This is a genomic window from Kitasatospora sp. NPDC057940 (assembly GCF_042887425.1).
Lineage (GTDB): Bacteria > Actinomycetota > Actinomycetes > Streptomycetales > Streptomycetaceae > Kitasatospora.
The window spans coordinates 37,964-59,267 of the sequence record NZ_JBHVPH010000011.1 but is presented as its reverse complement, the minus strand read 5'-3'; the positions used below and the strand labels follow the sequence as shown (position 1 = coordinate 59,267).

At 77.1% G+C, this 21,304-nt stretch carries 3 protein-coding genes and 1 pseudogene; 1 reads left to right on the top strand and 3 read right to left on the bottom strand.

What is annotated here, in order from left to right; translation table 11 throughout:
• A pseudogene (locus tag ACFVTF_RS18700) lies at positions 1-270 on the top strand (hypothetical protein); the annotation flags it as partial.
• Between the two features lie 74 nt (positions 271-344).
• Here the strand turns inward: ACFVTF_RS18700 and ACFVTF_RS18695 are convergent.
• The 3 genes from ACFVTF_RS18695 to ACFVTF_RS18685 form a co-directional block, all read right to left on the bottom strand.
• Complete coding sequence (locus ACFVTF_RS18695; RefSeq protein WP_387814715.1) at positions 345-857, bottom strand: GNAT family N-acetyltransferase; 513 nt, start codon at positions 855-857, stop codon at positions 345-347.
• Between the two features lie 45 nt (positions 858-902).
• Entirely contained in the window at positions 903-1,106 is a 204-nt protein-coding gene (locus ACFVTF_RS18690) for an MbtH family NRPS accessory protein (RefSeq protein ID WP_063350451.1), read from the bottom strand.
• 92 nt (positions 1,107-1,198) lie between these two features.
• Positions 1,199-21,301, bottom strand: coding sequence for a non-ribosomal peptide synthase/polyketide synthase (locus ACFVTF_RS18685; protein ID WP_387814712.1), 20,103 nt, complete (start codon positions 21,299-21,301; stop codon positions 1,199-1,201).
• Positions 21,302-21,304 lie beyond the last annotated feature (3 nt).

Here is a 21,304-nt window from a genome sequence, read left to right as displayed (position 1 = left end):
ACCGACCTGCGCCCCACCGGCCTCGGCACCCCCGCCCCCGTCGGGGGCGGCTTCGACACCGCCGCCGACGGCCGACTCCTCCCCACCGACGGCCGGGCTCCGGCACCGCTGTGGACGCTGGGGTCGATGCGGCGCGGCAACCTGCTGGAGACGACCGCCATCCCGGAGATCCGCTGCCAGGCCGACGACCTCGCCCTGCTGCTGGGCCGCAGCGCGGTGGCGGCGCCGAGCGGGCCGGGAGCGCCGAACGGAGCCGTACCGGCCCGCTGAGCGGGCGCGCACCTCAGCGGCCCGCGGCGCGACCGGACGCGCCGCGGGCCGCGGTCCTACCCGGCCGGGCCCGGTCAGGCCTGGCCGGTCGTCGAGAGCACCACCACCTTCGTCACCGAGCCGTCGTCCCCGACGACGTCACGCAGGTGCCGGAAGCCCAGCCGCCGGGACATCGCCAGGCTCGGGGCGTTCTCCGCGCCCACCATGCCGAAGACCTCCTTGAGCCCCAACTCGTCGGCGGCGTACCGGACCAGGCCGCGGACCACCTCGGTGCCCAGGCCCCGGCCCCAGAACTCCGGGGCGAGGGCGGTGACCAGCTCGTGGCCGTCGACGTTCCCGGTCTTCTTCACCTCGGCGTGGCCCGCGTACCGCCCGTCCAGCCACAGGCCCCACACGTCGAAGAGCTGCTGCGGGTAGACGTCGGTCAGGATCGCGCGGAACAGCGCGCGGATCTGCGGCTCGGGCACCAGGTCCTGGCCCATCCAACTGCACACTTCAGCGTTGCGGAGGAGGGAGACGAAGGCGTCCTCGTCCTCGGCCCGGTAGGGGATGAACTCCAGGTGTTCGGTGCGCAGCGAAGGGGTCACGGTCAGCTCCTCGGGGTTGTCGTGGGACGGGCGTGCTACGGCCGGTCAGGATCCGGCGTTCTCCATGCGCTCGCGCAGGCTCCGCGGCCGCATGTCGGTCCACACCTCGTCGACGTAGGCGGTGCACTCCGCCTCGGTGCCCTCCTGGCCGACGGGCTGCCAGCCGGCGGGCACGTCGAGGTCGACCGGCCAGAGGGAGTACTGCTCCTCGTCGTTGCGCAGCACCTGGTAGCGGGTGTTCTCGTCCATGTCGTGCTCCTTCGTCGTTGTCGGGTTTCCAGCGGTGGTCTTGCGGCAGTGCCCTTGCGGTGGTGGTCCTTTCAGCGGCGGGTGGGCGGCCGTCACCGTCCTCCCCGGGCGTGCCGGGCGATGTGCCGCAGCGCCGCGGCGAACTCCTCGGCCGCCCGGCGCACGCTCGCCGTGTCGTGCAGGGCGGGGCGGTGGTGCCAGGTGAAGGCGAGGCGCCCGTGCTGCGCCGCGCCCACCACCTCCACCGGGTGCGAGCCGCCGTCCCGGGGGTCGTGGTCCTGCCCGAAAGAGCCGTGCTCGGCGCGGACCAGGCCGTCGCCGGCGGTCTCGGGCCGCGCGTCCCACTGGCCGAGGTAGTTGAAGACCACCTGGCCGTGCGCGCCGGCGGCCAGGCGCTCACGGACCTCGGGCGGGCCGAAGGTGCGCAGGGCGCCGAAGCCCAGCCCGTTGCCCGGCACGGCGCGCAGCTGGCGGCGGACCGACTTCACCAGGGCGCGCCAGTCGCGGTCCGGGCCGAGGTCCTCGGGATCGGGGACGTGGAAGGTGACGGGGTACATGGTGGTGAACCAGCCGACCGTGCGGGACAGGTCCACGCCCTCCACGACGTCCTCCCGGCCGTGCCCCTCCAGGTCCAGCCGGATCCGCTCGTGGCCGGTCCAGCGGGCCAGGGCCAGGGCGAGGGCGGTCAGCAGCACGTCGTTGACGCGGGTGCGGTAGGCGGCCGGGGCCGCGCGCAGCAGTGCCTCGGTGTCCTCCTCGTCCAGTTCGACGGTGACCGTCGCGGTCTCGGCCGCACCGGGGTCGGCGGTCCCGGGCTCGGCGGCACCGGGGTCGGCGGGTCGGCCGGGCAGCGCCTCGGCGGCGCTCACCGCCTCGTCCCAGTAGGGCAGTTCGTGGTCCAGGCCGCCGTCGGCGACATGGACCGCGAGCCGGAGCGCCCAGTCCCGGTAGGAGGTGCCGCGCTCCCCCAGCGTGATCGCCGCGCCCAGGACGGCCTGCCGGTAGGCGCTCTCCAGGTCGTCGCGCAGCAGGCGCCAGGAGACGGCGTCGACGACCAGGTGGTGGGCGACCAGCAGCAGGAGCGCCGGGCGGTCCGGGGCGCCGGTGAACAGGGCCGCCCGCAGCAGCGGGCCCCGGGCCAGGTCGAAGCCGGCGTGCAGTTCGTCGGCCGCCTTGGCCATGGCCGCGTCGGCGGCCTCGGCGCTCTGCCCGGTCAGGTCGTACCGGACGAGGACGTCCTCGGCGGGGGCCGGCGGCGGGTTGAACTGGTGCCAGCCCGCCTCGTCGTGGGTGAAGCGCAGGCGCAGGGCGTCGTGGTGTTCGAGCAGGGCGTCCAGCGCGGCCCGCAGTGCCAACGGGTCGGGGTCCGCGCCGAGTTCGAGCAGGGTCGACTGGTTGAAGTGGTGGTGGGCGGCGCGCGGGGTGGTCAGGAACCACTCCTGGATGGGGGTGAGCGGCACGTCCCCGGTGACCGGGCCGTCGTCCTCGCGGTCGGGGGCGGTGCGCACCACGGTGGCCAGTTCGGCCACCGTCTGGTGGGTGAAGAGCTCCCGGGTGGCGAGGTAGAGGCCGTCCCGGCGCAGCCTGGACACCACCTGCATGCTGAGGATGGAGTCGCCGCCGAGCAGGAAGAAGTTGTCGTCGGCGCCGACCTCCTCGATGCCCAGGACGTCGGCCCAGATCCGGGCGATCCGGCGTTCGGTGTCGGTGCCCGGCTCCCGGCGCGGACCGGCCGCGGCCTGCGTGGGCCCGGGTTCGGGCAGGGCCCGCCGGTCGAGCTTGCCGTTCGGGGTGAGCGGCAGCCGGTCCAGCGGGACGAACACCGACGGGACGAGGTGCGGCGGCAGCAACCCGGCCAGGTGGGCGCGCAGTTCGGCGGCGGGCAGGCCCGCAGTGGCCTCGCCCTCGTCGTCGCCCTCCGGTGCGGCCCCCTCCGGTGCGGCGCCACCCGGCACGGCACCGACCGCTGCGGCCCCGACCGCCGGGACGACGTAGGCGACCAGCCGGCCGGCTCCGGAGCCCGCGCCGCTCCCGGGGCCGTCGGCGCGCACGGTGACGACGGCGTCGCGCACCAGGGGGCTGCGGCGCAGCGCGCTCTCGATCTCGCCCGGTTCGATCCGGAAGCCGCGCAGCTTGACCTGGTCGTCGACGCGGCCGGCGAAGCGCAGTTCGCCGTCGGCGTCCCGGTGGGCGAGGTCGCCGGTGCGGTACATCCGCTCGCCCGGCGCGCCGAACGGGTCGGCGAGGAACCGCCCGGCCGTCAGTCCCGGGCGGCCGAGGTAGCCGCGGGCGAGGCCGGGGCCGGCCAGCCAGAGCTCTCCGGTCACGCCGGGCGGTACCGGCCGCAGGGCGGCGTCCAGGACGTAGCTGCGGGCGGCGCCGCCGGGGCGGCCGATCCCCGGGGCGCCGGTGCCGGGCGACAGCGGGCCCGTCCAGGTGGCGACCACGGTGGCCTCGGTGGGGCCGTAGGAGTTGATCATCCGGCGGCCGGGGGCCCAGGTGTCGACCAGATCGGCCGGGCAGGCCTCCGCCCCGACGACCAGGGTGCGCAGGGCGGGCAGGGTCGCGGCCGTCTCCGGGTCCACGGTGGCCAGGGCCGCCGGGGGGATCAGGACGTGGGTGATGCGCCGTTCGACCAGGGCCTCGGCCAGCCGCTCGCCAACGAGCGGCCCCTCCTCCCCCGTGACCAGGGTGGCCCCGCTGAGCAGGGAGACGCACAGTTCCAGGACGGAGGCGTCGAAGCTGGGCGAGGCGAACTGGAGCACCCTGGCCCCGGGGCCGGCGGTGTACTGCTCGGCGGCGGCCGCCGCGAAGACGGCGAGTCCGGCGTGGGTCACCAGGACGCCCTTGGGCGTGCCGGTCGATCCGGAGGTGTAGATGACGTAGGCCGGGTGTCCGGGGGTGAGCGGGGTGGCGCGGTCGGCGTCGGTGGGCGGGGTCGGCGGATCGTCGGTGGACCACACCTCGGCCGGGTCGTCGAGCACCAGGTGGGCGCCCGCGTCGCGCACCATGAACTCCCGCCGGGGCGCCGGGTAGTCCGGGTCGACCGGGAGGAAGGCGCCGCCGGCCTTGGCGACGGCGAGCTGGGCCACCACCGCCGCCGCCGAGCGCGGCAGGGCGAGGGCGACCAGCCGCTCCGGCCCGACGCCGCGCCGGATGAGCCGGTGGGCCAGCCGGTTGGCCGCCCGCTCCACCTCGGCGTAGCTCAGCTCGCGGCCACCGTCGAGCAGCGCCACCGCGTCGGGGGTGCGGGCGGCCCAGCGCTCGAAGAGTTCGGCCAGGGTCGCCTGGGGGACGGCGCGGAAGGTGCCGCGCGCCCGGTCCAGTTCGGCGGCCAGCTGGTCGTCACCGGCCAGCGGCAGCGCGCCGATGGCGCGGTCCGGGTCCTCGGCGACGGCGGTCAGCAGGGTGGCGAGCTGGCCGGCCATCCGCTCGGCCGTGGCCGGGTCGAACAGGTCGGTGTTGTAGGTGATCAGGCCGTGCAGCGCGCCGGAGTCGGCCTCCGCGAACTCCAGCGCGAGGTCGAAGGCCGCCTGCGTGGTGTCGGTCTCGACGTCGGTCACGTGCAGGCCGGGGAGGTCGAGGTCGGCGGCCGGGGTGTTCTGGAGGACGACCAGGGCCTGGAAGAGCGGGCTGCGGCTGGTGTCGCGCACCGGCTGCACCTCGTCGACCACGCGCTCGAACGGCACGTCCTGGTGCGCGAAGGCGTCCCGGACGGTCTGCCGGACCTCGCCGAGGAAGTCGCCGAAGGGCTGCCCGGGTTCCACCCGCGAGCGCAGCACCAGGGTGTTGACGAAGAACCCGACGAGGCTCTGGGTCTCCGCCTGCTCGCGGCCGGAGGTGACGGTGCCGACGGCGATGTCCTGGTCGCCGCCGAGCCGGGCGAGGTAGGCCTGCGCGGCGGCGACCAGGGTGGTGAACAGGGTGGCGCCGCGCTCCCGGCCGACCCGGGCCAGCCGGCGGGCCGTGTCGGCGGGCAGCTCCAGGCGGGCGGTGGCCCCGTTGGTGGTGCGGACGGCGGGCCGGGGCCGGTCGGTGGGCAGGCGCAGCGTCGGGACGTCGGCCAACTGCTCCTTCCAGTAGGCGAGTTGGTCGGCCCCGGCGGCACCGACCGTGCGCTGCCAGTGCGCGTAGTCGGCGTACTGCACCGGCAGCGGCGCCAACCGGCTCTCCCCGGAGCCGAGTTCGACGCGGTAGAGGTGGGCCAGATCGGTGAGCAGGACGGCGGTCGACCAGCCGTCGGTGACGATGTGGTGCAGGGTCAGGGCCAGCACGTGGTCGCCCTCGGCCAGCCGCACCAGGGCGGTGCGCAGCAGCGGTCCGCGGCGCAGGTCGAAGGGGCGGGCCCGCTCGGCGGCGAGCAGGCCGCGCAGGGCCTCCGCCCGCGGCTCCTCCGGCCGGCCGGACAGGTCGTGCAGCGGCAGCGGCACGTCCTGCGGCGGGTGGACGAGCTGGACGCCGTGGCCGTCGACGCTGTCGAAGGTGGTGCGCAGCGACTCGTGGCGGGCCGCGAGGGCGCGCAGGGCCGCGCCGAGGGCGTCGGCGTCCAGGGCGCCGCGCAGGCGCAGCGCGAGCGCGGTCACGTACTCGGCGCCGCCGGGTGCGAACTCCTCCAGGAACCAAAGGCGTTGCTGGGCGTAGGACATCGGCGCGGCGCCGTCGCGGGCGACCGGGAGGACGGGCGGGCGCCCCGGGCTTCCCGGGCGGCCCTGCTCCTCGGTGAGCAGGCGGGCCAGGCCGGCCGGTGTGGGGTGGTCGAAGACGGCGCGGGGGGTGAGGTCGGCGCCGAAGGCCTCGGACAGGCGGGCGGCGAGCCGGATGCTGAGGATGGAGTCGCCGCCCAGCTCGAAGAAGCCGTCCTCCACGCCGGGCGGGCGGATGCCCAGGACGTCGCCGAAGACCTCGGCGGTGCGGCGTTCGGCCTCGGTGCGCGGCTCGGTCCGCGTGCGGCGCCCGCTCCCGTGCTCCTCGTCCGGCACCGGGAGGGCCGCCCGGTCGACCTTGCCGTTGCGGCTCAGCGGGAGGGCGGCGAGCGGGACGAAGGCGGCGGGGACGAGGTAGTCGGGCAGCGCGCGGGCGGCGAAGGCCCGCAGTTCCCCGGGTTCGGCGCCCGCCGGGCCGACCACGTAGGCGACCAGGCGCCGGGCGCCGGGCCGGTCCTCGCGGGTGACCACGGCGACGTCGGTGACCTGGGGGTGGCGGGCGAGTGCGGCCTCCACCTCGCCGGGTTCGACCCGGAAGCCGCGGATCTTCACCTGGTCGTCCGCGCGGCCCAGGAACTCGACGGTGCCGTCCGGGCGCCGCCTGGCCAGGTCGCCGGTGCGGTACATCCGGGCGCCGGGCGGGCCGGAGGGGTCGGCGAGGAAGCGGGCCGCGGTCTCGCCGGGCCGGCCCAGGTAGCCGCGGGCCACGCCCTCGCCGGCCACGTACAGTTCGCCCGCGCAGCCCGGCGGGACGGGCCGCAGGCGCCGGTCGAGGACGTGGACGCGGCGGTCGTCCAGGGGGTGGCCGATCGGCAGGGTGTCGGGCACCGCCGCCGCCTGCGCGACGGCGAAGGCGGTGGCGAAGGTCGTGGTCTCGGTGGGCCCGTAGCCGTCCACCACGGTCAGCCCGGGGCAGGCCGCCAGGACGCGGCGCACCGCGGCGGCGGGCACCACGTCCCCGCCGGTCCACAGCGTGCGCAGGCCCGCGAAGCAGTCCGGCGCGTCCTGGGCGAGCAGCCGGAAGAGCCCGGCGGTGAGCCACAGCGCCGTCGGCCCGCCCGGTCCGGCGAGCCTCCGCAGCAGGGCGGCGTCCACCGGGCCGTCGGGGGCGACGAGCACGCAGCCGCCGCCGAGCAGCGGCGCCCAGACCTCGAAGGTGGCGGCGTCGAAGGCGACCGGCGAGTGCAGCAGCACCCGTGCGCAGCGGCCGTCGGCGAAGCGGCTGTCGGTGGCGAGCGAGGTCACGTCGCGGTGCCGCACCGCCACCGCCTTGGGCACCCCGGTGGAGCCCGAGGTGAACATCACGTACGCCAGCCGGTCGGGGTCGGCGGGCGGCAGGGTCGCCGCCGCCGGCCCGGCCGCGCCGGTGCGCACGGCGGCGACCAGCTCTGCGGCGACCTGCTCGGCGGTGAGCCGCAGGGCGGCGCCGACCTGGTCGAGCAGGGCGCGGCGGCGCTCCTCGGGGGCCCGGAGGTCGACGGGCAGGTAGGCGCCGCCCGCCTTGAGGACGGCCAGTTGGGCGGCGACGAGTTCGGCGGAGCGGTCCATCAGCAGCGCCACCCGGCCTTCGGGGGCCAGGCCGTCGGCCAGCAGCCGGGCCGCCAGGCGGTCGGACCAGTCGTCGAGCTGGCGGTAGGTCAGTTCGCGGTCGCCGTCGCGCACGGCGGGCGCGCCGGGGGTGCGCCGGACCTGCTCGGCGAAGACCTGGAGCGGGCTGCGGGGCGCCGCCGGGCGGGCGGTGCCGTGCCAGGAGGCCAGCTGCTCCCGGTCGGCGGGGGTGAGCCGGTCCAGCTCGGAGACATCGCCGTCGCGGCCGTCGGCGAGGGCGTCGGCGAGGGCGGTGAGCAGCAGGACCAGGCGGTCGGCCGCGCCGTGGGCCGTCCGGTCGTCGAAGAGCGCGGGGTCGTAGGCCAGGTCGAAGCCGAGCCGCTCGGCCAGGTGGGCGCGCAGGCACCAGGGGAAGGTGGTGGCGTCGTCGGCGCGCACCTCGACCACCCGCACCCCGGTCCGGTCGGCGGCCGACTCGTCGACGGGGTAGTTCTCGAAGACCGCCATGCTGTCGAACAGCGGCTCCCCGGCGGGCACGTCGCTCAGGGCCTGGACGCGCGGCAGGGCCAGGTGGTCGAAGCGGCGGCCGTCGCTCTGGCGTTCCTGGAGCTCCCGCAGCCAGGGCAGCACGCCGCCCGAGGGGATCGGGACCCTGGTCGGCACGGTGTTGATGAACAGGCCGATCATCGACTCGACGCCGGGCAGTTCGGCCGGGCGCCCGGACACGGTGGTGCCGAAGACCACGTCGTCGCCGCCGCTGTAGCGGGCCAGCAGCAGCGCCCAGGCGCCCTCCACCACGGTGTTGACGGTCAGTCCGGCAGCGGCGGCGTTCTCGCGCAGCCGGCGGGAGAGCGCCTCGTCGAGTTCGCGGTGGGCGGCGGCGCCGGAGCGGGCGCGGTGGGCCCGGGTCGGCGGGCGGTCGTACGGCAGCGGGGTCCGGCCGGTGAACCCGGCCAGCAGGCCGCGCCAGTGGGCCTCGGCCGCCTCCTCGTCCCGGTCGCGCAGCCAGCCCAGGAAGTCCGCGAACGGCCGTCGGACCGGCCGGGGCGCCTGCGGGCCGCCGGTCAGCGCGGCGTACTCCTCGCACACCTCGGTGAGCAGCTGACCGGTGCTCCAGCCGTCCAGGATCAGGTGGTGGGTGGACCACAGCAGCAGGACCTCGTCACCGGGCAGCGCGGCCAGGGTCAGCCGGGTGAGCGGCGCGGCGGCGAGGTCCATCCCGGCGGCGCGCTCCTCGGCGAGCAGCCGCTCCGTCCGGTCGGCGCGCTGCCCGGGCGTCAGGTCGCGCCAGTCGAGGTGGCGGACGGGCAGTGCGGCGTGCCGCGCGACCAGCTGGACGGGGTGCGGCAGGCCGCGCCAGTGAACGCTGGAGCGCAGGGCCGGGGTGCGGTCGGCGACCTGCTGCCAGGCCTCGGCGAAGGCCCGCGGGTCGGCGACCCCGGCCAGGCGCACCGCGATCCGGTCGACGTAGGCGCCGTCGGCGTCGACGAGCCCGTGGAAGAGCATGCCGGACTGCAGCGGCGTCAGCGGCAGCACGTCGTCGGTCCCGCGCCCGTCGCCGACGAGCCGGTCCAGCCCGTCCTGGTCGAGGCCGGCGAGCGGGAAGTCCGACGGGGTGCGGCCGCCGGCGTCCGGGCGGGCGCAGTGCGCGGCCAGCTCGTGCAGCGCGGCGACCGTCTCCTCGGCGAGCCCGCGGACGGTGGCCTCGTCGTAGACGGCGGCGGGGTAGGTCCACGCCAGTTCGAGGCGGCCGTCCTGGACCGCGCCGGTGATGTCCAGCAGGTAGGGGCGGGGCTCGTCGGGGTCGGTGTCGCGACCGGCCGGGGGCAGCGCGCCGCGGACCAGGCCGTCGGCGCCGCCGCGGGTGTCCCACCGGCCGTGGTAGTTGAAGCCGATCTGCGGCGTCGCCGCGCCGGTCGGCGGGCCGTCCGGCCGCAGGTGGCGCAGCGCGCCGTGGCTGAGTCCGCGCAGCGGGACGGCGCGCAGCTGCTCCTTGACCGAGCGCAGGGTGTCGTGCCATCCGGCGTCGGGGTCGACGCGCAGGGCGAGCGGGAACTCGGCGGTGAACCAGCCCACCGTCCGGGAGAGGTCCAGGTCCTCGAAGAGGTCCTCGCGGCCGTGCCCCTCCACCCCGACCAGCACGGTGTCCCGGCCGCACCAGCGGGCCAGGGTGCGGCCCAGGGCGCTGAGCAGGACGTCGTTGACCTGGGTGCGGTAGACCTCGGGGACGCGGCGCAGCAGCGCCTCGGTGGTCCGCTCGTCCAGCGTCACCTGGACGGTGGCGGCGGTGCCGTGGGTGTTGGGGGCGGGCCGGCCGGCGGGCAGGTCGGCCGGGACCGCGCCGGTGCGCGTCCAGTGGCCGAGGTCGCCGTCCAGGGCTCCGGCGCGGGTGTGCCGCTCCAGCCGGGTCGCCCAGCGGCCGTAGGACGTGCCGGTCGGCGGCAGGGCGACGGGGGCTCCGGCGCGGGCCGTGCGGTACGCCGCTTCGAGGTCGGCCAGCAGGATGCGCCAGGAGACGCCGTCCACGGCCAGGTGGTGGACGGTGAGGACGAGTTGGCCCGGCTGCCCGGGGCCGGGGTCGAAGAACAGGGCGCGCAGCACCCGGCCCTCGACGGGGTCGAGGCAGCGCTGGGCCTCGTCGGTGGCACGCTGGACCCGCGCTTCCACGTCATGGCCGGTGACGTCGTGGTGGGTGAAGACGCCGTCCGCCCCCTGGGCGAGCACCTCCTGGCGCCAGCCGGCCTCGGTGCGGTGGAAGCGGGTGCGCAGGGCCGCGTGGTGTTCCACCAGGGCCAGCACCGCCCGACGCAGGGCCGCCGGGTCGGTGCCGGGGGCCAGTTCCAGGCGCTGGGTCATGGTGAAGCGCAGGGTGTCGCCGGGGCGGCGGCCGTCGAGGTACCAGTGCTGGATCGGGGTGAGCGGCGCCTCGCCGGGCTCGGCTTCACCGATTTCCTGGTGTTCCGTCAGATCTCCGGCACACAGGGCGAGTTCGGCGATGTTCTGGTGACGGAAGACGTCCTTGGTGGTGAGGGCGATCCCGGCGGCGCGGGCGCGGGAGACGATCTGGATGCTGAGGATGGAGTCGCCGCCGAGCGCGAAGAAGTTGTCCCGGGTGCCGACGCGCTCCACGCCCAGCACCTCGGCCCAGATCGCGGCGAGCCGTTCCTCGGCGCCGGGCCGCGGCGCGACGTACGGGGTGGTGCGGTCGGGCTGGGCGGGCGGCGCGGGCAGCGCGCGCCGGTCGGTCTTGCCGCCGGTGGTCCGGGGTATTCGGGCCAGCGGGACGAACGCGGCGGGCACCAGGTGGTCGGGCAGCGTCCGCCGCAGCCAGGTCCGCAGTTCCTCGGCGGGCGGCACCCGGCGGCCGGCGGGCACCGGGTAGCCGACGAGCAGCGTACGGCCGGCGTGCTCGCGCGCGGCGACCGCGCAGTCGGCGACGTCCGGGTGGGCGAGCAGGGCGGCCTCCACCTCCCCGGGCTCGATCCGGAACCCGCGGACCTTGACCTGTTCGTCGGCCCGGCCCCGGAACTCCAGCTGCCCGTTCGCGTCCCAGCGGGCCAGGTCGCCGGTGCGGTACATCCGGGCCCCGGGCGGGCCGTAGGGGTCGGCGAGGAAGCGGGCGGCCGTCAGCCCGGGCCGGTTCAGGTAGCCGCGGGCGACCTGCTCCCCCGTCAGGTACAGCTCCCCCGGCATGCCGGGCGGCACCGGCCGCAGGGCGGCGTCCAGCAGGTAGGCGCCCAGGTTGCGGCCGGGGCGGCCGATGACGGGGCGCTCGGGGTGGTCCGCGCACCGGGCGTAGGCGGCGTCGACGGTGCACTCGGTGGGCCCGTACATGTTGTAGGCGGTGACGCCGAGGTCCGCGTGCGCCGCGCACAGCTCCCGCCAGGTGGCGGCGGGGACGGCCTCACCGCCGACCAGCAGCAGGCGCGGGTGGTGCGGGCCGGGGGCGAGCAGTCCGGCGGCGGTGAGTTCGCGCAGGAAGGAGGGGGTGACGTTGACCAGGTCCAGGCGGCGGTCGACGACCTGGGCGCAGAACGCCTGCGGGTCCAGCCGGACGTCCTCGTCGATCAGGTGGAGCTCCTGGCCCAGCGCGAGCAGCAGCGGGCCCTCCCAGCTGGTGTCGAAGGAGAAGGAGGCGCTGAGCGCGGCCCGCAGCCGCCCTCCGTCGGCGGTGTGCGGCGCGACCAGGCCCTCCTGGTGGTCCCGGCAGAGGTTGACCAGCTGGCGGTGTTCGACGACGACGCCCTTGGGGCGGCCGGTCGAGCCGGAGGTGTGGACGAGGTAGGCGGCGTGCTGCGGCAGCAGGGGGGCGGTCCGCTCGGCGTCGGTCAGGTCGTGGACGGGCAGCGCCTCCCACGGCACCTCGCGCAGGGCCGCCTCGGTCAGCACCACCCGGGGCCGGGTGTCGTCGAGGAGCAGGGCGGCCCGCTCCTCGGGCAGGTCCGGGTCGACGAAGAGCAGGGCGGCGCCCGCCTTGAGCACCGCGAACAGCGCCACCAGCAGGTCCGAGGTGCGCGGCAGCCGGACCGCGACCACCTGCTCCGGGCCGGCGCCGAGGGCGACGAGGTGGCGGGCGAGCCGGTTGGCCCGCGCGTTGAGGGCGGCGAAGTCGAGGGTGGCGTCCCGGGCGACCAGGGCGGTGGCGTCCGGGGTGCGGGCGGCCTGCGCCTCGAACAGGGCGGGGAAGGTGGTGTCCGGCGCGGGCAGCGTCGCGCCCCGGCCCTGCCGCAGCACCCGGCGCCGTTCGTCGGCCGTCATCAGCGGCAGCGCCCCGACGGCCGTCTCCGGCGCCTCGGCCGCGGCCTCCAGCAGGGTGCCCAGCCGGTCGGCCAGGTGCTCGGCGGTCCGCGCGTCGAACAGCCCGGTGTTGTACTCCAGGTAGCCGGTCAGGCCGCCGTCGCGCTCGACGAAGTCGAAGGACAGGTCGAAGGTGGCGCCGTGGACGGGCGGGGTGACCGGCTCCACCGCCAGGCCCGGCAGGTTCGGCACCTCGGCGCCGAGGTTGTGCAGGGCCACCATGACCTGGAAGAGCGGGGTGCGGCTGGTGTCGCGCTCCGACTGGAGGGCGTCCACCAGCCGCTCGAAGGGCACCTCCTGGTGGGCGAGCGCGTCCAGGACGGTGCCGTGGGCGGCGGCCAGCAGTTCGCGGAACGACAGCTCCGGCCGGACGGCGCCGCGCAGCACCAGGGTGTTGACGAACATGCCGACCACGTCGTGGAGTTCGCCCTGTTCGCGGCCCGAGGTGACGGTGCCGACCGCGATGTCCTGCTGCCCGGACCAGCGGGCGAGCAGGACCTGGCAGGCCGCCAGGAGGGTGGTGTAGAGGGTGCCGCCGGCCTCCCGGCCCCGTTCGCGCAGCCGCGCGGTCAGCCCGGCGGGCAGGGTGAAGGCGACCAGCGCGCCGTCCCGGGTGCGGACGGCCGGGCGCGGCCGGTCGGTGGGCAGCTCCAGCGGGGTCAGGCCGTCCAGGGCCCGGCGCCAGTGGGCGAGGTCGGCCTCGGCGAGGTCGGTGCGCGCGCGCTGCCAGGCCGCGTAGTCGGTGTAGCGCACGGGCAGCGCGGGCAGCCGTGGCGGGCGCCCCTCGCGGGCCGCCGCGTACAGCTCGCCCAGGTCACGGCCCAGGACGCCCATCGACCAGCCGTCGGTGGCGATGTGGTGCACGGCCAGCACGAGCACGTGCTCGGCCGCGGCCGTCCGGACCAGCCGGGCGCGCAGCAGGGGCCCGGCGGCCAGGTCGAACGGGGTGGCGGCGATCCGCTCCAGCAGCGCGTCCAGGGCCGCCGGAGGCGCCCCGGCGAGGTCCTCGCACGGCAGCTCGACCGGCTGCGGCGGGCGCACCACCTGCCGGGCGCGGCCGTCCCGCTCGGCGAAGGTGGTCCGCAGCGCCTCGTGCCGGGCGACCAGGGCGTCCAGGGCGGTGCCCAGCGCGGCCCGGTCGAGCTCGCCGCGCAGGCGCAGCACGGACAGCGAGGTGTACTCGGTGCTGCCCGGCTCGAACCGGTCGAGGAACCAGAGCCGCTGCTGGGCGTACGACAGCGGCGGCTCGGCCGCCGGGTCCGCGGCCGGGATGACCGGGGCCGACGGGCCGTCCGCCGCGCCCGGCTCGCCGAGGGAGCCGAGGGAGCCGAGGGAGCCGAGGGCTTCGGCCAGGTCCGCCAGCACCGGGTGGCTGAACAGCAGCCGGGGCGAGAGGTCCGCCGCCCCGAAGGCCGCGCGCAGCCGGGCGGTGACCCGGACGGCGAGGATGGAGTCGCCGCCCAGGGCGAAGAAGTCGTCCCCGGCGCCGATCTCCCCGGTGTCCAGGACCTCCGTCCAGGCCGCGGCGACCAGCTGCTCGGCGCGGGTGCGGGGTGCGGTGCGCTGCCGGCCGGCGGCGAAGCCCTCCGGGCCGGGCGCGGGCAGCGCGCGCCGGTCGAGCTTGCCGTTGGGGGTGAGCGGCAGGGCCGCCAGGGGGACGTACGCGGCGGGCACCAGGTAGGCGGGCAGCAGCCGTTCGAGGTGAGCGCGCAGGTCGGCGGCGGCCGGGGGGTGGGCCGTGCCGGGGCCGGCGACGACGTGGGCGACCAGCCGGCGGGTGCCGGAGGCGTCCTGGTACACGCCCACGGTGGCGGCGTCCACGCCCGGGTGGGTCTGGAGGGCGGCCTCGATCTCGCCGGGTTCGATCCGGTAGCCGCGGATCTTGACCTGCTGGTCGGCGCGGCCCAGGTAGCGAAGGGTGCCGTCGGCCTGTCGGCGCGCCCGGTCGCCGGTGCGGTACATCCGGGTGCCCGGGGCCCCGAACGGGTCGGCGAGGAAGCGGGTGGCGGTCAGGCCGGGCCGGTTGAGGTAGCCCCGGGCCAGGCCCTCCCCGGCCACGTACAGCTCGCCCACGGCGCCCGGGGGCACCGGGGCGAGGTCGGTGTCGAGGACGTACAGCCGCAGGTCCTGGAGGCCGGTGCCGATCGGTGCGGGGCCACCGGCGGCGGCGGTCGTGCGGTCCAGCGGGGCGTGGGTGACGTGCACGGTCGTCTCGGTGATGCCGTACATGTTCACCAGGCGCGGCGCGTCCTGCGGGTGGCGGTCGTACCAGTCGGCGAGGCGGCCGGCGTCCAGCGCCTCGCCGCCGAAGACCACCGTGCGCAGCGCCAGCCGGCGGGAGAGCTCGGGGTGTTCGGCGTCGGCGCGGGCCAGCGGGTGGAAGGCGGACGGGGTCTGGTTGAGGACGGTGACGCCTTCGTCCACGAGCAGCCGCAGGAAGTCCTCCGGGGAGCGGGCGGTGTCCTCGGGCACGACGACGAGCCGGCCGCCGTGCAGCAGCGGGCCCCACAGCTCCCAGACCGAGAAGTCGAAGGTGTAGGAGTGGAAGAGCGTCCAGACGTCCTCGGCGCCGAAGCCGAACACGTCCTGGGTCTGCTCGAACAGCCGCACCACGTTGGCGTGCGGCACCACGACGCCCTTGGGGCGGCCGGTGGAGCCGGAGGTGAAGATGGCGTAGGCGGGGCTGTCGGGCAGCGGGCGGTGCCCGGCGGCGAGCGGGGCAACCGGGCCCCGGTCCAGGTCGGCGCGCAGCTGCCGGTCCGCCAGGGAGAGGACGGGCACCCCGTGCTCGAAGCTCTCGGGCGGCCCGTCGGGTGCGTGGGTCACCAGGGCCACCGGGGCGGCGTCGCCCAGCAGTTGGGCGCGGCGCTCGGCCGGCAGGCCCGGGTCGAGCGGCAGGTAGGCCGCGCCGGTCTTGAGGACGGCGAGGACGGCGACGACCAGGTCGGCCGTGCGGGGCAGCGCGAGGGCCACGAACCGCTCGGGCCCGGCGCCGAGTTCGGCCAGCCGGTGGGCGAGCCGGCCGGCCCGCGCGTCCAGGGCGGCGTAGTCGAGGTGCTCGTCGCCGCAGGTGACGGCCTCGGCGTGCGGGGTGCGGGCGGCCTGCGCCTCGAAGAGGTCGACCAGGGTCCGGTCGGGGCGGCCCTTCACGGTGCCGTCCCACGCGGTCAGCAGCCGCCGCTCCTGCGCGGTCGTCCACTCCAGGGCGCGCAGCGGCCGGTCCAGTCCGGCGGCCAGTCCGGTGAGCAGCAGGCAGAGCCGGTCGGCGAGGGCGCGGACCGTCGCGGCGTCGAACAGCTCCGGGTCGTAGGCGAGGTCGAAGCCGAAGTGCCCGCCCTGGTAGGCGCGCAGGACGAGCGGGTAGTTGGTGGCGTCCCGGGAGGTGACCTCCACCAGGCGCACCCCGCTGCCGGCCGTGCGGGCGTCGTCGAAGGGGTAGTTCTCGAAGGCGACGATGCTGTCGAACAGCGTGCCGCCGGACGGCACGCCGCTGAAGGCGGTGAGTTCGGCGAGGGAGACCGCGGCGTGGCGCCGGGCCTCGGCCTGGGCCTCCTGGAGCTCGCGCAGCCAGTCGGCGGCGGTGCGGCCGCCGTCGACCAGGACCCTGGTGGGCAGGGTGTTGATGAACATGCCGATCATCGACTCGACGCCGGGCAGTTCGTCGGGGCGTCCGGAGACGGTCGTCCCGAACAGCACGTCCGGCTCGCCGCTGTAGCGGGAGAGCAGCAGGGCCCAGGCGCCCTGCACCACGGTGCCGAGGGTGAGCCCGGCCTGCCGGGCGGTGCGGGCCAGCCGCTCGGAGGCCTCCGGCGACAGGCCGGCGGTGTGCGCGAGCGCCGAGCGGGCCCGGTGGGCCTCGCGCCGGACGCGGTCGGCGGGCAGCGGGGTGGCGGTGGCGAAGCCGTCCAGGACGCCCCGCCAGTGCGCGCGGGCGGCCGCGGTGTCCTGCCCGGCCAGCCAGTGCACGTAGTCGGCGAAGGGCCGGCGCACCGCGGGCGTCGGCACGCCGCCGGCGGTGAGGGCCGCGTACTCCTCGAACACGTCGGTGAGCACCTGGGCCAGGCTCCAGCCGTCCAGGATCAGGTGGTGGGAGGTCCACAGCAGGTGCAAGCGGGCCTCGGGCAGCCGGACCAGGGTGAGCCGGGTGAGCGGCGCCGTGGCGAGGTCCAGCCCCTGGGCGAGGTCGTCCGCGCGCAGCCGGGCCAGCCGGTCGGCGCGCTCGTCCGGGTCGACCGCCCGCAGGTCCAGGTGGGCCACCGGCAGCCGGACGCCGCGGCGCACGACCTGGAGGGGGGCGGGGACGCCCTCCCACACCACCGAGGTGCGCAGCGCGGGCGTGCGGTCGGCGACCCGCTGCCACGCCAGGGCGAAGGCCTGCGGGTCGCCCACGCCCTCCAGCAGCAGGCCGGCCTGGTCCACGTAGACGTCGTCGGGGCCGCCGACCAGGCGGTGGAAGAGCATGCCCTCCTGGAGCGGGGTGAGCGGCAGCAGGTCCTCGACGTCCCGCCCGTCGCCGGCGATCCGGTCCACTCCGGCCTGGTCCAGTCCGGCCAGCGGGTAGTCGGAAGGGGTGCGGCCGCCAGCGCCGGGGCGGGCGCAGTGCTCGACGATGCCGGTCAGCGCCGCGGCCGTGGCCTGCGCCAGCGCGCGGACGGTGGCCGCCTCGTGCGCCTGGTCGCTGTAGTGCCAGGTGAGTTCCAGCTCGCCGTCGGCGACGACGGCGGAGACGTCGAGCAGGTGGTCCAGGGGCTCGTCGGGGGCGAGCTCCCGGCCCGGCGCCTGGCCGGCGGGCGCGAAGTCGCCGGTCCCGGGGGCGGTCCACTGCCCGTGGTAGGTGAAGCAGACCTGCGGCAGCGGACGCTCCCTCAGGGCGCTCGCGGCGGGCGAGCCGAGCCGGGCCAGGGCCTCGTAGCCGAGGCCCCGGCGGGGTACGGCGCGCAGCCGCTCCTTGACCTGCTTGAGGGTGGCGGCCCAGTCGGGGGCGCCGGCCGGGCCGGCCGGGGCGAGGGTGACGGGGTACTGGGTGGTGAACCAGCCGACCGTCCGGGAGAGGTCGACGCCGTCGAACAGCTCCTCGCGGCCGTGGCCCTCCAGGGCGATGGTCACCCGTTCGGTGCCCGTCCAGTCGGCGAGGGCCCGGCCGAGCGCGCTGAGCAGCACGTCGTTGACCTGGGTCCGGTAGGCCTCGGGGACCCTGCGCAGCAGGGCCTCGGTGGTGGCGCGGTCGAGGCGGGTGCGCAGGGTGCGCACGGAGGCGGCCGTGGGCGTGCCGGGGTGGTCGACGGGCAGCGGGGCGGCCGGCGCCCGGGTCTCGGCGCTCCAGTAGGGCAGGTCGTCGTCGAGGCCCCCGGCCCGGACCAGTTCGGCGAGGTGGTGGGCCCAGTCGGTGAACGGGGTGGGCTCGGGTTCCAGGTACGGGGCGTCCCCGGCCGCCGCCTGCCGGTAGGCCTGTTCCAGGTCGGCGAGCAGCACCCGCCAGGAGACGCCGTCGACGGCCAGATGGTGGGCGGTCAGGACGAGTTGGGGCCGGGCGTCGCCGCCGGCCCGGAACAGGACGGCGCGCAGCAGGGTGCCGGTGGCCGGGTCCAGGGCGGCGCGGGCGGCCTCGGCGGCCTCAACCCGGGCGGCCTCGAGGGCGGCCTCGGAGTCGGCGCCGGGGGCGGGCGGGTCGAGTCTGGCCAGCAGCCCGGTGCCCGGGTCCTCGACCGGCTCCTGGCGCCAGGTGCCCCCGGCGCGGGTGAAGCGGGTGCGCAGCGCCGGGTGGGCCGCCAGGACCGCCCGCAGCGCCTGCTCCAGGGCCGGCTCGTCGAGGTCGCGCGGCAGGTCGAGCAGCATCGACATGGTGAAGTGGCGCAGCGGGCCGTGGGCGGCGAAGAACCACTCCTGGACCGGGGTGAGCGGGGCCGGTCCGTCCGCGCGGCGCGGCCGGGGGGACGGGGCGGCGGCCGGACGGGCGGCGGCGACCAGGTCGGCGACGGTCTGGTGGCGGAAGACGTCCTGGGAGCCGATCCGCAGGCCGGCGGCGCGGGCCCGGGAGACGGCCTGGATGCTCAGGATCGAGTCGCCGCCGAGCTCGAAGAAGTTGTCGGTGACGCCGACCCGCGCCACGCCCAGCACCTCGGCCCAGATCCCGGCGAGGGTCTCCTCCTCGGGGGTGCGCGGGGCGACGAACTCCCCTTCCCGTCCTTCGCCTTCGGGGTCGGGGGCGGGCAGCGCCCGGCGGTCCAGCTTCCCGCTGGTGGTGAGCGGCAGGGTGTCGAGGGCGGTGAACGAGGACGGCACCAGGTGGTCGGGCAGCACCCGCCGCAGGGCGGCGCGCAGGTCGGCGGACGGGCGGGCCGCGCCGTCGGCGAAGACCAGGTAGGCCGCCAGCCGGGTGTGGCCGCGCGCGTCGGGTACGGCGGCGACCGCGGCCGCGGCGACCTGCGGCAGGTCGAGCAGCGCCGCCTCGATCTCGCCGGGTTCGATCCGGTGGCCGCGCACCTTGACCTGGTCGTCGGCGCGCCCGAGGTACTCCAGGCTCCCGTCGGCCGTCCAGCGGGCCAGGTCGCCGGTGCGGTACATCCGGGCGCCGGGCGGCCCGTACGGGTCGGCGGTGAAGCGGGCGGCGGTCAGCCCCGGCCGGCCGGCGTAGCCGCGGGCGACCTGGGCGCCGGCGAGGTGGAGTTCGCCGCTCACCCCGGGCGGCACCGGCTGGAGCCGGTCGTCGAGGACGTAGGCCCGCAGGTTGGGCAGCGGGCGGCCCACCAGCGGCCGGTCACCGCCCGCGATGCGGCAGGCGAGCGCGTCGACCGTGCACTCGGTGGGGCCGTAGTAGTTGTAGGCGGCGACGTCCGGGTGCCCGGCGAGTTCGCGCCAGAGCCGGGGCCCGACGGCCTCGCCGCCGAGCATCAGCACCCGGGGGCGGTGGCGCGGGTCGTCGAGCAGCCCGGCGGGCAGCAGCTGGCGCAGGTAGGAGGGCGTCAGGTCGAGGAAGTCGACGCGGTGGCGCACGACGTACTCGACCAGGGCGGCCGGGTCCATCCGGGTCGTCTCGTCGACCAGGTGCAGCGGGTGGCCGTCGGCCATCAGCAGCACGCCCTCCAGGGAGGTGTCGAAGGAGAACGAGGCGGTCAGCGCCACGCGCAGCGGCCCGCCGCCCGCGTCGGCGACGAAGCCCGCCCGGTGGGCGGCGAGCAGGTTGACCACCGCGCGGTGCGGGACGGCGACGCCCTTGGGGCGGCCGGTGGAGCCGGAGGTGTAGAGCACGTACGCGGTGTTGGAGGGGTCCAGCGGGGCCGTCCGGTCGGCGTCGCCGGGGTCGGTGTCCGGGCCGGTGTCGGGCAGCGCCCGGAGCGCCTGCTCGTCCAGGACCAGGGCCGGGCGGGCGTCGTCGAGCAGGTAGCGCAGGCGCTCGGCCGGCAGGGCCGGGTCCAGCGGCAGGTAGCCGGCGCCGGCCTTCCAGACGGCGAGGATCGCCACGATCATGTCGGCGGTGCGCGGCAGCCGCAGCGCGACCAGCCGTTCGGGGCCGGCGCCGCGGGCGATGAGCTGGTGGGCGAGCCGGTTGGCGCGGGTGTCGAGCGTCGCGTAGTCGAGCCGTTCGGCTCCGGCGACCAGGGCCGGGGCGTGCGGGGTCAGGGCGGCCCTGCGCCGGAACAGCTCCGGGTAGCTGGTGTCCTCGACGGGCAGCGCGGTGGCGTTCCAGTCCCGGGTGACCTGCCGGGTCTCCCGGGGCGAGAGCAGCGGCAGGGTGCCGAGCGGGCGGTCGGGCTCGGCGGCGGCGCCGTCCAGCAGCAGCAGGAGCTGGTCGGCCATCCGGCGGGCGGTGGGCGCGTCGAAGAGGTCGGCGCGGTACTCCAGCAGGCCGGTGAGCGCCTCGCCGTCCGGGACGAACTCGACGCTGAGGTCGAAGGTGGCGGCCTGCCGGGGCACCGCGACCGGGGCGGCTGCGAGCCCGTGCGGGGTGGTGGCCCCGGCCGGCGCGGGGTGCAGCAGGACCAGCACGTCGAACAGCGGGTTGCGGCCCGCCTGGCGGGGTGCGCCGACCGCCTCGACGAGCCGTTCGAAGGGCGTGTCGCCGTGCGCGAGCGCGTCGTTGCCGGTCTCGGTGGCGGCCGCGAGCAGGTCGCGGAAGGATCCGGCGGGCTCCACCCGGGTGCGCAGGACGACGGTGTTGACGAAGCAGCCGACGGCCCGTTCCAGCTCGGTGCGGGAGCGCCCGGGCGTCAGGGAGCCGACGGTGACGTCCTGCTGGCCGGACCAGCGGGCCAGCAGCGCCTGGGTGGCGGCGACCAGGGCGGTGTGCAGGGTGCCGTGCCGCTCGGCCGCGAGCTCGCGCAGCCGGGCGGTGAGCGGCGCGGGGACGGTGAAGGCGTGGACGGCGCCGGGGCCGGCCTCCTCGCCGCGCCGCGGGTGGTCCAGCGGCAGTTCCGGCGGCACCGCACCGGCCAGTTTCGCCTTCCAGTGGGCCAGTTGGCCCTCCAGCCGGGCGCCGGAGAGCTGTTCGCGCTGCCACACCGCGAAGTCCGGGTACTGGACCGCCACCGGGGGCAGGTCCGGGTCGGCGCCGCGGGCCAGGGCCTCGTAGCCGGTGCACAGTTCGTCCAGGACGACGCCCATCGACCAGCCGTCGGTGACGATGTGGTGCGCCGTCACCTGGAGGACGTGCGAGCGGTCCGACTCGCGCACCAGCAGGGCGCGCAGCAGCGGCCCCTGCCGGAGGTCGAAGGGGCGGGAGTACTCCTGGAGCAGGATCGCGTCGAGGCTCTCCCCGTCGGCCGGCTCCCGGACGGGCAGCGGCACCGGCCCGGCCGGCCGCACGGTCTGCACCGGTCGGCCGTCGGCCTCGTCGAAGGTGGTCCGCAGCCCCTCGTGGCGGGCCACGACGGCGGCCAGCGCCCCGGCGAGCGCCGCGCGGTCCAGCGGGCCGGTGAACCGTACGGCGACCGCGCTGTTGTAGCGGGGGTCGCCGGGGCGCAGCCGGTCCAGGAACCACAGGCGCTGCTGGACGAAGGAGGGCGGCAGCGGTCGGCTGCGGTCGGCTCGCGGGATGGACCGGTCGGCGGCGGCCCGGGCGCCGCCGGAGCGCCCGGCCAGCCGCAGGCGCAGCGCTTCGCGCAGGTCGGCGGGCAGGGCCTCGGCGCGGTCTCGCTTCGAAGGCGTCATGGT